Source organism: Vibrio sp. V19_P1S1T109, from assembly GCF_002241375.1.
GTDB classification, from domain to species: Bacteria; Pseudomonadota; Gammaproteobacteria; order Enterobacterales; family Vibrionaceae; genus Vibrio; species Vibrio anguillarum.
This window is the reverse complement of the sequence record NZ_NDIM01000274.1, coordinates 1-14,534: the sequence shown is the minus strand read 5'-3', so window position 1 is coordinate 14,534 and position 14,534 is coordinate 1. Positions and strand designations below refer to the sequence as shown.

At 44.5% G+C, this 14,534-nt stretch carries 13 protein-coding genes and 1 pseudogene; 6 read left to right on the top strand and 8 right to left on the bottom strand.

Translation table 11 applies throughout. The annotated features are described in order from the left end of the window. Nucleotides 1-327: 327 nt before the first annotated feature. A pseudogene (gene rlmM, locus B9J87_RS13475) lies at nt 328-903 on the top strand (23S rRNA (cytidine(2498)-2'-O)-methyltransferase RlmM); the annotation flags it as partial. A 44-nt stretch (nt 904-947) separates the two neighbouring features. Here rlmM and xni read toward each other — a convergent pair. From xni to queF, 5 genes are all read right to left on the bottom strand, one after another. Then, nucleotides 948-1,733: a flap endonuclease Xni gene (gene xni, locus B9J87_RS13470; RefSeq protein WP_026028115.1), complete on the bottom strand. Its 786-nt coding sequence runs from the start codon at nt 1,731-1,733 to the stop codon at nt 948-950. Between the two features lie 104 nt (nt 1,734-1,837). Continuing rightward, nucleotides 1,838-3,205, bottom strand: coding sequence for a nucleotide 5'-monophosphate nucleosidase PpnN (gene ppnN, locus B9J87_RS13465; protein ID WP_094151183.1), 1,368 nt, complete (start codon nt 3,203-3,205; stop codon nt 1,838-1,840). A gap of 301 nt (nt 3,206-3,506) precedes the next feature. Then, nucleotides 3,507-5,063: a GGDEF domain-containing protein gene (locus tag B9J87_RS13460; RefSeq protein ID WP_017044199.1), complete on the bottom strand. Its 1,557-nt coding sequence runs from the start codon at nt 5,061-5,063 to the stop codon at nt 3,507-3,509. Between the two features lie 109 nt (nt 5,064-5,172). Next, on the bottom strand, nt 5,173-7,440 hold the full coding sequence (locus B9J87_RS13455; RefSeq protein WP_094151180.1) for a tetratricopeptide repeat protein: 2,268 nt from the start codon (nt 7,438-7,440) through the stop codon (nt 5,173-5,175). 14 nt (nt 7,441-7,454) lie between these two features. Continuing rightward, nucleotides 7,455-8,300, bottom strand: coding sequence for an NADPH-dependent 7-cyano-7-deazaguanine reductase QueF (queF, locus tag B9J87_RS13450; protein ID WP_094151177.1), 846 nt, complete (start codon nt 8,298-8,300; stop codon nt 7,455-7,457). Between the two features lie 98 nt (nt 8,301-8,398). On the opposite strand from queF, the gene syd reads away from it, so the two are divergent. Continuing rightward, nucleotides 8,399-8,944 carry a SecY-interacting protein gene (gene syd, locus B9J87_RS13445; RefSeq protein WP_176429532.1) on the top strand — a complete coding sequence of 182 codons (546 nt, stop codon included), beginning with the start codon at nt 8,399-8,401 and terminating at the stop codon, nt 8,942-8,944. Between the two features lie 2 nt (nt 8,945-8,946). Beyond that, entirely contained in the window at nt 8,947-9,723 is a 777-nt protein-coding gene (locus tag B9J87_RS13440; RefSeq protein WP_094151172.1) for a Zn-ribbon-containing protein, read from the top strand. Between the two features lie 94 nt (nt 9,724-9,817). On the opposite strand, the gene B9J87_RS13435 is transcribed toward B9J87_RS13440, so the two are convergent. Genes B9J87_RS13435 through metN form a run of 3 tightly spaced genes read right to left on the bottom strand, consistent with a single transcriptional unit; the run spans nt 9,818 to nt 12,378 of the window. Continuing rightward, complete coding sequence (locus B9J87_RS13435; RefSeq protein WP_094151170.1) at nt 9,818-10,627, bottom strand: MetQ/NlpA family lipoprotein; 810 nt, start codon at nt 10,625-10,627, stop codon at nt 9,818-9,820. 49 nt (nt 10,628-10,676) lie between these two features. Beyond that, nucleotides 10,677-11,354 carry a methionine ABC transporter permease gene (locus tag B9J87_RS13430; protein WP_017044205.1) on the bottom strand — a complete coding sequence of 226 codons (678 nt, stop codon included), beginning with the start codon at nt 11,352-11,354 and terminating at the stop codon, nt 10,677-10,679. Then, entirely contained in the window at nt 11,344-12,378 is a 1,035-nt protein-coding gene (metN, locus tag B9J87_RS13425; RefSeq protein ID WP_013857383.1) for a methionine ABC transporter ATP-binding protein MetN, read from the bottom strand. The genes B9J87_RS13430 and metN overlap by 11 nt, the downstream gene beginning before the upstream one ends. Nucleotides 12,379-12,575: 197 nt before the next feature. On the opposite strand from metN, the gene gmhB reads away from it, so the two are divergent. Genes gmhB through treR form a run of 3 tightly spaced genes read left to right on the top strand, consistent with a single transcriptional unit; the run spans nt 12,576 to nt 14,501 of the window. Further along, entirely contained in the window at nt 12,576-13,127 is a 552-nt protein-coding gene (gmhB, locus tag B9J87_RS13420; RefSeq protein WP_094151168.1) for a D-glycero-beta-D-manno-heptose 1,7-bisphosphate 7-phosphatase, read from the top strand. A gap of 26 nt (nt 13,128-13,153) precedes the next feature. Next, on the top strand, nt 13,154-13,498 hold the full coding sequence (locus B9J87_RS13415; protein WP_017044208.1) for an MliC family protein: 345 nt from the start codon (nt 13,154-13,156) through the stop codon (nt 13,496-13,498). Between the two features lie 55 nt (nt 13,499-13,553). Next, nucleotides 13,554-14,501 carry a trehalose operon repressor TreR gene (gene treR, locus B9J87_RS13410; protein ID WP_094151166.1) on the top strand — a complete coding sequence of 316 codons (948 nt, stop codon included), beginning with the start codon at nt 13,554-13,556 and terminating at the stop codon, nt 14,499-14,501. The last annotated feature ends 33 nt before the right edge of the window (nt 14,502-14,534 follow it).

The following is a 14,534-nucleotide window of genomic DNA, read 5'->3' as shown; positions in this document are numbered from 1 at the left end:
CCCGAGTGTATTACAAGCTCGGCATTCAATCCGCTGGTTTACTATCTGGATGTAACAGGGGCTAGTGCCGATTGGCGTAGCGATGAAACGGCGAACCTTACCTCCTTTTTTTTATGACATCACGACTACGACATGATGGACATTTAATATGAGGATTGTGTGCTACGTGAAAGATGGTCGCGTCACCATCAAACTCTGTAGAGCAATAATGGAAAGGGCCGCGTATTCCAAAGCGATGGTAAAGAAGTGAAGTTGACATTAACTGGCTATTTTTGGCGATATGGTATCAGAAAAGTCATTCAGGTATCGATTTTCCGGATGAACCCTTTTTTCATGGGTATTCCTCGTTTGAAATTCCCAGCCGATGCGCCAAGTCGTTCCACACTGAAGTTGGAAGAGGCTTTCCATGTGTTTATTCCTCGTGAAGAGTGGGATGAACGTTTGGCTCCGGGAATGTGGGCGGTAGACTTGGGTGCATGCCCGGGGGGCTGGACTTACCAACTGGTGAAGCGTTCGATGTTTGTTCATGCTATCGACAACGGTCTAATGGCTGAAAGTTTGATGGATACAGGACAAGTGAAACACCATGCCGAGGATGGTTTTAAATTTGAGCCGCCACGCAAGAACGTGACTTGGATTGTGTGTGACATGATTGAAAAGCCAGCTCGTGTTGCGCATTTAATGGGGCAGTGGATCCTCAAGGGTTGGGCGAAAGAAGCCATCTTCAACTTAAAGCTGCCAATGAAAGGGCGCTATGATGAAGTTTTACAAGATATTGAAAATCTGAAAGTTTTTCTGATTAAAAATGATGTAAAGTTCCGCATGCAGGCAAAGCATTTGTATCATGATCGTGAAGAGATCACAGTGCATGTCCAATGCTTGTCGAACATCTCTCCGCACTAATGCTCCAATAGGTTAATTTAACGCTCCTTTCTAGGAGCGTTTTGCTATTCTGGATGGGATACTTGCGCTGAAAAGCGAATGTCTTGCAAATTAAAACCGAGCTCTATATCGGTCTTTAGTGTGGCAATGTGTTTGCAGACTCGCGCCATATCGATCTGCTCATCAAATTTTTTACGGTATTTCTTGGCCAAATCAGCACTGGCGTAGGCCGCTTCTATGTCGGGAAATTGTGTTAATATTTCTTTTGCTGCTTTTGGACCAATGCCGGCAATGCCGGGAACTTGGCTTGAACTGATGCCCGTTAATCCCCAAAAATCGGTTAATTGGCTCGGCTTTACGCCAAATTCCTGTTCAATAAAGGGTTGATCTAACCAACGATGTTGAAAGTAGTCACGAATTTGTAAAGTGGGAGAGAGCAGTTGGCAGTAGCCTTTATCGGTTGAAATGATCGTTACTTTTTCACCGTGGCTTGCCACTTTCGTGGCTAAGGTGGCCACCAAATCATCGGCTTCATCACCTTCCGAGAGCAGTGAATCAATCCCTAATTCCCACCATGCTTGCTGAATGGCGTCTAAGCCAAGTTGCAGTGCTTCTGGCATCGGCTTCCGGTTCTGCTTATAAGTCGGTAGAAGTTGTGCTCTCCAGCCCCGGTCTTGTAAGTGATGATCAAACACGGCGATGATGTGGGTCGGTTGAGCTTCATTGATGATACGGTGCAAGGTGCGCGAGGTTGTCTCTATGGTTCTTGCCATATCGTTAGGATCGGGTTGTGCGGAGTGCACCCGACGGATCAAATTCAAAGCATCAATGATGACAAGGTGTAAAGACATAACGACCAAAAAATAAGGGCTTAATAAGCCCTTATTGTAATGATCTTACTTAATATTGCCACTCATCCCCGGCATAAGTTATTTTTGCCTTTAATGGTTAATGGTTAATGGTTAATGGTTGCAATTTTATAGCAAGGTTCATAAGCACTGCCGCCGGGCAGCTTCATTCGGTGTTGTGCAACGAAGTCTTTTAGCAATAGATCCATTTTTTTCATCAATTGGGCATCGCCATCAATGATGAATGGGCCGTGACGTTCAATTTCTCGAATGCCTTCCGCTTTCACATTACCAGCGACAATGCCAGAGAAGGCGCGACGCAAGTTAGCAGCGAGTACTTCTGGTTTTTGGTTTAGGTGTAAATCCAAGTTGGCCATACTGTCGTGAGTCGGTTCAAAAGGCAGTTGGAACTCTGGCTCGATTTTGAGGGACCAGTTGAAACTATAAGCATCACCACTATCTTTACGATGCTGACGAACCAGCGGCATCGCTTGGCTCATGATACGCGCCGCTTTTTCTGGATCATCAATGACGATTTGATAATGTTGGCGTGCTTTTTCACCTAATGTTTCGGCAATGAATGTGTCGATTGAACGGAAGTAGGCTTCGCTCTCTTTTGGCCCAGTCAGTACAATTGGCATTGGTTGGCTTGCGTTATCTGGGTGCATCATGATACCCAAAATGTACAGCAGTTCTTCCGCTGTTCCTGCTCCACCGGGGAAAATAATGATGCCGTGCGCCATTCGCACAAAAGCTTCTAGGCGTTTTTCAATATCCGGCATAATCACCAATTCGTTCACAATCGGATTTGGTGGCTCGGCGGCAATGATCGACGGTTCGGTTAAGCCAAGATAGCGTTGTGCGGTATAGCGCTGTTTAGCGTGTCCAATAGCGGCTCCTTTCATTGGTCCTTCCATAGCGCCTGGTCCGCAGCCTGTACAAATGTTCAGTTCACGCAAGCCCAGTTCATGGCCCACTTCCCGCGTATATTGGTACTCAGTAGGGTTGATAGAGTGTCCACCCCAACAAACCACTAAGTTAGGTTCAAGACCGGGAACCAAGGCACTGGCATTACGCAAAATACCAAACACTAAGTTGGTGATGTGAATGGCATTGGTAAGATTTAGGCGCTGATTATCCGCCAGATGCATGTTGACATAAACGATATCGCGCAGGACCGAAAACAGATGTTCTTGAATTCCTTTAATGATCTGCCCATCAACAAAGGCATGTTCTGGTGGATTCGTCAGCTCTAGCTTGATACCGCGTTCACGGCGCATGACAGTGACATCAAAAGATTTATATTTTTCAAGAAGTTCTTTTGAGTTATCCGTATGGCTACCAGAGTTAAGTACCGCCAAAGTGCAGTTGCGATACAGTTGATATAGATCGCTCGACGCGGTCTTTTTTAGACGCTCAACTTCAAGTTGAGAAAGCAGATCCATGCTGCCTGTAGGGCTGATATGAGTAATCATACTGGCCTCCTTAGTTGAGAAGTAAGGAAAATGTCCACGCTACGACTAAAGTTGGTTTTTATATATACCCGCTTAGTATGGAGTATAGGTCATGGTTCGTTTAGTGGCGGATGTGCGATAGGACGACATAACTGATTGAAATTACAGTATCAATCTAGTTCTTTTCTCGATTGTTAGGAAATGTTTATGCAAGCAGAGTGTGATGTTCAGCACGCTTTAGTTTGGTTTTGTTCAAATAGCGACCAGTTAAGGCCGCTATTTGAATGGGTTTATTTTGTCTACATCCGATCCGGACTTGTGTTTATTTCCAAACTACTTGGTTAGGGCCGAAACTCTTGGCTTCTAGTAACGAGCGGCGTAAACGTTCAAGTACTTCCTCTGGCGTATCGGAGTCTTTAAAACAGGTACTCGCGGCTGAAAGTGTAATCGTAATACTCTTGTCTCTGAACTTGAAAGGGAGCCTCGATACATGACGTTGAATGTTTTTTACCACCTTGAAACAGTGATTATCTTCTTGATCGGGAAGTAAAATAATAAATTCTTCACCAGAGAAACGTGCCACGGTATCCGTATCGGATGCTTCTTTGGATATGGTACGGGCAATAATTTTAAGGGCTTTATCACCTGCCGTATAGCCAAAGCTATCGTTGATAGTTTTGAACTTATCAATATCAAAGATTACGATTCGGAAAGTGTGTTGAGCTCTTATCCAGCGCCGATATTCCAGCTCAAGGTGGTCATTAAAGGCCGTGCGATTATAGACTTTTGTTAGTGGATCAAGCAGCAAGCGCTGAGACTGATCTTCCAATCTACGGCGATAATCTTGGGTGAGCTCAAACAGAGCTTCCATTTGATTTTTGCCATAATTTAAGCGTTCAATCAGTGCCTGCTCGCGTTGCTCTGCATGACTTAAGCGTTCAGAAAGTGACGCCATTTCGCATAATATAGGTGAAACGGAGAGCTTAAGATCGTCAATCGCCACAGAATCTTTGATTAGAGTTTGGCTTTGGGTAATCAAAGCGGCGAGTTCAGCATTCATCTCTTGGCGATGTTCAAAGTAACTCTGGCTTTGGTCTGCGTTGTGAGTGCTACTTTTAATGTGTTTTGTGAGTGATGAGTTGACCTGTTCTAAAAATTTCTCAGATGTTTTTCGCTCACTGTTGGTGCCATCAATCACCAGTTTTAGAATCTCTAACGTCAACTCTAAGAGCGTTGATGTCGATACGCCAATCAACAGCTTGGCACGAATATCTACCAGTAGTTCCCCTGATTCACCTTCAAAATCCAATTCAGTGATCAGGTGTTGCAGTTCATCGGATAGCTTGGTCAATAGCTCTCTATCCGCGACATGCAGCTCGCTGATGGCCGTATTCGGGTTCGCTGTTATTATTTTGATTGCACGTTCATAAATCCCAAGCAGTTGAATCGCTTGTTCGGCTTTAGGCTGAGCTTCTGAAAAACTGAGCAGATCACGCAAATCACGCTTAAGTTTGGCGGGTAGGCCAGCAACGCGAAGTAATGTTTCCCCACAATGTTTGATTTGAGAGTCCAAATGAGAGTTTTCTTTTTCCATAACCAAAGTTTGTTGCTTCAACATGCGCTCCAATACGGCTAAGCGAGGTATGAGCGTGCTTACGTCTTTTTGTTGCTCTAGAGCTTCACGAAGATCCGATAAATTAATATTTAGCTGATGATCATTGCCCTGACACGCCAAGCTTAATGATGCGACGATCCGTTTTAGGACAGTATGTTCTCGTTTAAATTTGAACGAAGTGTCCCTGTGTGTCAAACGAACCTGTTCCAACTGAGTTTTCAGCTGCTGTAACTGTGTTTGAATATCCTGTTCGAGAGCGCCCATGTACAACTAAACTAAACTGCGAGGATCGTTATGATCCTATTAATTGATTTATCGATAATAACAAATTAATTGCCCACGTCACTGCTTTAACACATTGAATGCCGAGTAATTACCCATCTTTTAGGAGTTTTTTGATGCTCTCCTCATTCTTATAAGAAGAATGCACTTTTATCAACCCTTGATTGATGGCGTGCTTGCATGATTTGCGAATATTGTTGGAGGCAAAACTAGCGGCTGGAGCGTTATCGATCGCTTTTAAGTAGACCCAATGGCTTGCTCCTTCTCTCATACTTAGCTCACGAGCCGTGTTGGTTGCCATCAGCAGAATATCGAGCAGCTCTTTATCATTAATCGCCATATAAGCTCTTGGCAAAAACGGGTAGTCGGCGATGCCCATCCGTATTGTACGGTTTAAGCGACGTTCAGGTTGAAATTCATCTATCCATTGCTGAATTTGATCGAATGCGATTTCAGGCGGTGTATTGCGATCGGCATTCGGTTCGATATAGAGCAGATTGGAATCTGAAAAGTGATAAATCCGATTCGGTTCTTTGATTTTCGATTTTAAAAACTGACCAAATTGATGCTCCAATTCTAAGCCAGCTGAATAGCCATGTTCTAAGTACATGTTGCGCAGAAAGGGAATATCAATCATCACAAAGCGGAGGCGATCACTCAGTGGCTCGTGGATGAGTTCACCAATATACCACGGCTCAAAATGACGGCTGCTTTTTTGCATCGCTGAAGGAAGCTTAGCATTGAGCATGCGCAAGTTACGCAAGCGAGAGCGAGAATGGGTAAAGAGCGTGCTGTTGAGTTCATCGATTTCTTCATTTTGCAACTGGATAAGGTAGCCTCTACGCAGTAACAGTAAAAATAAAATAATGGAGATGATAAACAGAATAAAAGCGATCTTTTTGAACTTATTATACTCTTCTTGAGTTTTGAGCAGCGCTTTTTCTTGCCCGACCAGATGTAAGGTTTGTTCTACAAACTCTTTTTGTTGACGAAAAGCATCTTCACTGATCTGATTGAGTTTTTCTTGGCGTATTTGCGATAGTGCATTGCTGCGTTTTATGTTCTCTAAGGCCTGTGCGTACTGACCGTTTTGCTCATAACCCAAGGCCAGTAACCGATAGGCATGCTCTTCAATCTCTTCATCTTGCATCGTTTTAGCAACGCTTAAGGCGTGTTGAGCGTTGCTGATGACCACATTGGCTTGCTTTTGGTGAAAGGCTAATCCTGAATGCAGTAAGTAAGCCTGTGCCTTTAAACGAGGATAATCTTTCAGCTCAAGCAAGTCTTCAGCACGAGTGAGATATTGGTCAGTTAATGGGTAGTTATAGAGATTAAGGTAGGTCGCCGCCAAGCTAATACGCACTTCAATGACTTTTTCCAGATCATTGCGGCTCGTTTCGTGATCGATCACGTTGAAGTAGTGAACGAGCGCTAGATTGTATTTACCTTGCTGGTAATAGACATCGCCCATACGTTGCAATACATCAGCCAAGGCTGGCGACTTGTTATAGCCGTCATAAAAATCGGCGGCTTGAGACAAATGCTCTAAAGCCTTATCGAGCACTTTTCTTTCAAAAAAAAGCTGAGCCAGTAAGGTATTGGTTTTAGCGAGTAGGGCGCTTGAGTTGTTTTCAATCGCGCCCCAATAGGCAACTAGCAACTCAGATAAAGCGCGATTGTAAAAGCCATGAGTGAGAAAATGTTGACCAATAACAATCTGATATTCAATTACGGTTTTCGGTGAGGAGATCGAATCAATGTAAGGCTTTAGGTCAGCAAAAAGCTTATTGGCCAGTTCGATATCATTGGCTTTTGAGGCAATTTCTGCTTTGAGCAGGGTAATTTTATAATCGAGACCTTTTGCCACTTGATCCGCATTTTTGATGGCATCATATTGAATGCTGATCGCGCGTAGCGCCTGCCGAGCGGCGCTTGCATCATTATTATTGAGCCAAATTAGACGAGTTTTGAGTATTTGTACATCCGTGGCTAAATAAGGCAATTGATAGTGTTGCGTGAGCTCTTCAGCAAGTTTTAACGCGGCCAGTGCGGCATCCATATTGTGCAACTGGAACTCTGCTTTGGCTAAAATTTTTAACGCATCAACGCTGCTGCCCGGTGTTCGAATCCGACTGTCGCTTTCATCGCGCGCCATCACTGATGATGATTTTTCTGATTTTTCGGCCAACTTGCGCTGAGTCAGATACTCAGTGGCTAGGGTTTTGGCTTGATTCGGTGAGATATCAATCAACCCATTGGCTTCATTTAACATTGGCGACGAGTAGATAGTGGCTTGTGAAGCCAGTGAAAACAGAGCCAGAGTTAAACTGAGCAAAAGTGTCCAGCGCACGTTGATCATCCTAATGCTAATCCTTATTGACGGGCCATACGTTGGTTATGTGTTGGCCGTTCTTGTTCGGTTGAGCGAAATGGGTTGATATCCAAACCGCCGCGGCGAGTGTATCGAGCGTATACCGTTAACTGTGTCGGTTGGCAGTATTGCATAATGTCGGTGAAGATGCGCTCTACACACTGTTCGTGGAACTCATTATGTTCACGAAATGAGACGAGATAACGTAACAGTGCTTCTCGATCAATTTGTTGACCTTGATAATGAATTTCGACGCTGCCCCAGTCGGGTTGATTGGTGATTAAACAGTTCGATTTCAGTAAATGGCTGTGCAGTGTTTCATTGACTTGCTCACCACGCGCGGCACTTTTCAGTAAGCTGGCATCAAATTGGTAACTTTCAATCTCAATATCTTGTCCATCAATGCATTCACCTTGCATAGTCACAATCGCTTGGCCAGTGTAATCGGTCACCGGGTTGAGAGTGACACTGACTGGCGCGCCGGCACAGGCCGATAAATCGTTGGTTAAGCGCCGCGTTACTTCATCCCAACTGGCTATTTTGCTTTGGTTATAGCTATTGAGGTAGAGCTTAAAGGATTTAGATTCAATCAAACTAGCACTTGTTGCAGGGATAGAAACCTCGCCAATTGCCACTTGTGGTAACCCTTTTTCATTGAGCCAAGAGAGCTCGTACAAAGTCCAAATGTCACAGCCTTTAAACGGTAAGCTATCCCCCAAATGCAGATCATCACGGTTTAAGCTACGAGGGACAGGTTGCAGTAAGCTTGGATCGTATTGTTTGGCGTAGTCGGTTTTTTTGCCAAGGGTTAACCCTGCCAGCGCTTTGGCATCGGAATATTTGCTCATACTTTCACGTCAATTCGATTAGAATAAGCAGAATTTTACGCAATACTAGGGTTGCTGTCATCACACAAGGCAGCGACTCATCAATTTTGGAGCACTTCATGGCACAAACTGCCGAGAAAGCCTTACTTTCATTTACTCAACGTTATCTTGACACTTACCAAACAAAGCATGGCGAGTCTCCTCGTAATGATGAGTTGGCTGAGTTAGATTCCCCTTGCGCAGTGATGAACGACCAAGACAGTGTGCTGTGGAAGCCCATCGTCAGATCGGTTGCAGCTGATTTTTCTAACGTAGAAGCAGCGATTGAATTGACTCTACATTCTGATATTAAAGCCTTTTATGGCGTACAGTTTTGTGCGGACATGCCCGCTAAATGGCAAGGCAACGAGCTCGCTCTATTGCAAGTGTGGAGTGAGGATGATTTTGTTCGTTTGCAGGAAAATATCCTCGGTCATTTGGTGACTCAGCGCCGACTAAAACTCAAACCAACCGTGTTTATTGGTGCAACCGATGCGGAGATGGATGTAATTTCGATCTGTAACCTTTCTGGACATGTGATTTTAGAACGTTTAGGTACCGATAAACGCGACGTGCTGGCCGAAAGTGTGGCCGAGTTTTTCGCTAATTTAGAACCTGTGGTGTAACGATGTACGTGGTTGAATTGCAGTTTGAGTGTTTTGATAACACGACTATCTCGGCGGTAGATAAAGCGATTAATGGCCTAATGGATGCTTTACGCTATAACGGTCAAGTGCTTGGGCGTGAATTCCCCATAGTGATGGGAGAGGGCGAGTTCTTTGTGCGGGTGGTTTGCCCAGAGCAAGAAAGCTTACACCCTAAGTATCACTCTGATTTTGTTAGGGTGTGCCTGAGTCGCTTGACGGAGGCTAGTTTGCTGGCTCCGAAAGCCCGTTTGTTGGGGCGCGATCTTAATTCCGAGCAAGCCGCTGATGATGTTTTGCCTAGCTGGCAGATACTTTACACCACTTATGTACACACTTGTTCTCCGCTGCGCAGTGGTGACACATTGCTGCCGATCCCTTTATATCGTAATTCTGCGACCTTCAATGGCGATCATAAAGCAGTGATCAAATGGCAAACAGAGTGGCAGGCGTGTGATGAACTTCAGATGGCGGGTGGTTGCCGAGCAGAACACGCTGCATTGCACGAGATTTGCGATGTGGACAGTGTGCTGTTTATTAGAGGATGGGATTTACGAGGACGAATTGAGTTTTTGACCCACATCCCTACTTATTACTACCAGTATCGAGTTGGCGGCCAGAGCCTAGCGGACGAACAAGCCAGAAAATGCCCGAAATGTGGGGGAGAGTGGCTACTCAATGAACCGCTGCACGACATTTTCCATTTTAAGTGCGACCCGTGCCGTATTGTGTCCAATATGTCTTGGGATCATATTAAGTAAGCAGGTGCGTGTTGTTGATACGAAAAAGCCGATACATCGCGTATCGGCTTTTCTGTTTTTATAGGCTTTTTTGCACAGGTAATAGGTTTATTAATTACCAGCCTTTTACTGCACCACCGTCAAAAATTTTCGAAGCGGCTTGGTACACTTCTTCTGTTTGGTAGGCTTTAACAAAGTTAGTCACGTTTTCAGCATTCAGATTTTCTGCACGAGAAACAATGATATTGACATAAGGTGACTCTTTATTTTCAACGAACACACCATCTTTTTCAGGCGTTAGATTGATTGAGCTGGCGTAGGTCGTGTTGATGATCGAGAGCGTAACGTCGTCAAGTGAACGAGGCAGTTGCGCGGCATCTAACTCAACAATAGTGATGTTTTTTGGGTTGGCGACCACATCACGTACCGTTGCCAGTAGGCCTGCTCCGTCACGTAGAGTAATAAGGCCTTGCTGTTCTAGCAGCAGTAAAGAGCGACCAAGGTTGGTTGGATCGTTAGGTACCGCAATACGAGAGCCATCTTGAATCTCATCAACCGATTTCACTTGTTTTGAATAGCCAGCAATCGGGTAAACAAAGGTGTTACCTGCAATCGCTAATTTGTAACCGCGGTCAGCGATCTGTTGATCAAGGTATGGCTTGTGTTGGAATGCATTGATATCAATCGAACCATCATCCAGTGCCGCATTAGGAGTAACATAGTCGGTAAACGTTACGAGTTCTACATCTAGGTTGTATTTTTCTTTTGCAATTTTTGCTGCAACTTCAGCAACTTGTGCTTCAGCACCGGCAATGACACCCACTTTGATTTTATTGTTGTCGACCGCTTTTTCACCACAGCCTGCCAGCACGAGTGCTGAAGCGCTAACGGCGAGGGTAAGTAGAGCTTTAAGGCTAAATTTCATGATTAACTCCTTGTTATAAAACGAATCTGTGTTTTAACTTTATTGTGATTTAACGGTGGTCGACACGGCGGACAAACTTATCGCCAATCGATTGAATAATTTGTACTAAGACAATCAACATCACCACGGTGACCGTCATGATGCCTAAGTCGTAGCGATGAAAGCCGTAACGAATAGCAACATCGCCCAAGCCACCGCCGCCAACGGTTCCGGCCATGGCAGAGTAACTTACTAGAGTGACCATCGTGATGGTGACTGAGTTGACAATCGTTGGTAGCGCTTCAGGAAGCAACACTTTACGAATAATTTGGATCGGCGTAGCCCCCATTGACTGCGCAGCTTCGACCAAACCAGTGGGCACTTCCAGCAATGCACTTTCAATTAAACGAGCGACAAATGGAATTGCGCCAATCGTCAGCGGAACAATAGCCGCAGTGGTACCAATAAACGTACCGACAAGCAGTTTTGTCACCGGAATAATGGCCACCATAAGCACCAAAAATGGCACAGAGCGACCAATGTTGACGATGGCACCAAGAATGCGGTTCAGCTGAGTGTTTTCGAGAAGGCCGCCTTTTTTGGTGGTATGTAAAATAACCCCTAGTGGAATACCAACCACGAAACCGACGATGCCCGCGACAGCGACCATGTAGAGTGTTTGCCAGGTTGCCATCAGTAGAAGATCGCCATTCAGGTTTAACCAAGCGGTGATGGTGTTAAAGGACATAACCAAGTACCTCTACTTTTACGTTGTTTTCGCGAAGAAATTCAAGAGCGGCCGTATCGTCCGACTCATTACCAAACAGTTCAGCGACCATCATGCCGAATTTAACGCCACCAGCGTAATCAAGGTCAGAACTTAATATACTGACATCAATATTAAATTTACGGGCAATTTGTGTCATCAAGGGAGCATCAACCGTTGCGCCTGTAAACTCTAATCGCACCAGTGGGTAGCTACCTTTTACGCGAGTGGCTTGCAGGCGAGCTTGGTAATCTTCCGGAATTGATAAATCGAGCGTTGAGCGAATAAATTGATGAGCTAAGGCGGTTTTAGGGTGAGCAAAAATCTCTCCAACTGTGCCTTTTTCAACTAGTTCACCGTCGCCAATAATGGCCACTTCGTGGCAAATACTTTTTACCACATCCATTTCGTGAGTAATTAGCAAAATGGTGATATTGAGTGTGCGGTTGATCTCTTTCAATAGCTCTAAAATCGATTGAGTCGTCGCAGGATCAAGCGCACTGGTGGCTTCGTCACACAGCAATACTTTGGGATCAGAGGCGAGTGCTCGCGCTATTGCAACACGTTGCTTTTGACCACCACTCAGATTTGCAGGATAAGTTTCGCGCTTATCCGTCAGGCCGACCAGTTGCAACAGCTCTGACACTTTCTTTTCAATGCTATTTTTTTCGACACCAGCCAGTTCAAGTGGCAGAGCAACGTTGTCAAATACCGTACGTGATGAAAGCAAATTGAAGTGTTGAAAGATCATGCCAATGTTGCGACGAGCTTGGCTGAGTTCTGATTTGCTCAGTTGAGTTAAATCAACGCCATCAACCACAACCGAACCTGTTGTTGGAGCCTCTAGCATGTTGACACAGCGAATCAGCGTACTTTTCCCTGCACCTGACGAGCCAATTACACCAAAAATAGTGCCTTGCTTAATGTGAAGATTAATCTCTTTCAAAGCATGAATTTCCTTATTGCCTTGATAGAAAACTTTATTTACTTGATTAATTTGAATCATCGGAAAACCTGTGCAGGGATAACAGAATAAAATGTTGAACTCTCTCTCACTTGTTGGACGATGCTATGGCTTAACTTGATTTAAGTCAATAGATATTTTTACGTCTAGACGTCTAAACGCTTTGGTGAATTAGGTAGTGATGAAAAAAATAAAGCGTGTAATAATCATCATATCTGGCGTGATATGAGAGAGTTATTTTGGCTAAACCTGCAGTGTTTTTAGATCGCGATGGCGTGATCAACGTTGACCATGGCTATGTTCATGATGAGCATGATTTTGAGTTTATTGATGGTGTATTTGAAGCCACTAAGAAGTTTCAAGACATGGGGTATTTGCTGGTTTTGGTGACCAACCAATCAGGTGTCGCTCGTGGGAAATTTAGTGAAGAGCGCTTTTTATCTTTAACGCAATGGATGGACTGGAATTTTGCCGATCACGGTGTCGAGTTTGATGGTATTTATTACTGCCCGCACCATGCTGAGCACGGTGAAGGTAAGTATAAAGAAGAGTGTGATTGCCGCAAACCCAAGCCTGGTATGTTTATCTCCGCACGGGACTTTCTTGATATCGATATGGAAAAATCCGTGATGATAGGCGATAAAGCTGAAGATATGATGGCTGCACAAGCCGCAGGTGTTGGTACTCGTGTGTTAGTGCGTACCGGTAAACCCGTTACTGAGCAAGGTGAATTACTCGCCACCGTGGTACTTGATAGTATTCGCGATGTCCCTGCTTTTCTTGCACAGTAAAAATTCCCCCCTTTGTGGAAGGCAATATGAATAAATCATTTCTTTTTGTTGGATTCAGTGTTGGTTTTTTAGCGGCATGCTCACCACACTACGCGAACGATTCGCGCGTTGAAAGTGAGAACCTGTTCCAGCATTATCAATGCCGTTCTGGTGAGCATTTTGATGTTGCGTATATTGAGCAACAGTCAGCCGTTCTCCGTATTGCCGATCGCGAATATACATTAATACAAATTCCAGCCGCCTCTGGCGCAAAGTATGTGATCGACGATAGCGAGCAAACTCAGCCTCAAACCGTGCTTTTACATACGAAAGGCGATGAAGCTTTGCTCGAAGTGGGATCAACGACTTATCAAGGCTGTACCACTCAATAATTCATTTAAGATAAGCGCATGCTATCTTCCATTTTTATTTACGCTATAGGTTCGCATGAGCAGAAAACTGACTATCTTGGATATTGCAAAACTGTCTGGTGTTGGTAAATCGACGGTTTCTCGTGTATTGACGAACGACCCAAAAGTGAAGCCTGAAACACGAGCAAAAGTGGAACGCGTTATCCAAGATTCTGGGTATGTGCCATTGAAATCGGCTCAGTTAATGCGTGGTGGCAGTGAAAAAGTGATTGGCGTGATTATCTCACGCCTTGAATCACCGTCTGAAAACCGCGCCGTGGGGCGAATGCTACAGGTGTTGTATCAAAATGGGTACGATGTGGTGATTATGGAAAGCCAGTTTGATCGCACTAAAACGAACGAGCACCTTGAGGTTTTACATAAGCGTAATGTGGATGGTGTGATTGTATTTGGTTTTACCGATCTCGATATCACACAACTCAACCTATGGGCATCGCGAGCGGTTGTGATTGCGATGGATGCCGATAAAGTCTCATCGATTAACTATGACAATTATGGTGTTATTCAAGGCGCGCTTGCTCATTTGACGGCGAAAAATCGAGTTCATATTTCCTACATTGGTGTCGATCCTAGCGATAAAACGACAGGTAAATTACGTTTAGATTCGTACTTAGATTGGTGTAAACAAAGTGGATGCATTCCCAATTATCGCACTGGGCGTTTGCATCATGAAAGTGCCTACCAACTGGTTGATGAAGTGCTAAATGATCAGACTCAAGCTATCGTGTGCGCCAGTGACACTCTGGCACTTGGCGTGATTAAACGTCTCCAAGAATTGGGCCGAGATGATATCGCCGTCACTGGTGTAGGTGGTAATGAGCTGCTCTCTTTTCTTTTCCCTAATATTTACAGTATTGATCCTGGCTATGCTCAAGCGGGAGAAAAAGCAGCTAATTTATTGATTTTACAGCTTAATAATGAAATGAACCCTGCACACATCACTCAACAACCGCTAACAAGCTAACTCCTTATTTCTTAAAGTGAATTACAATTAGTC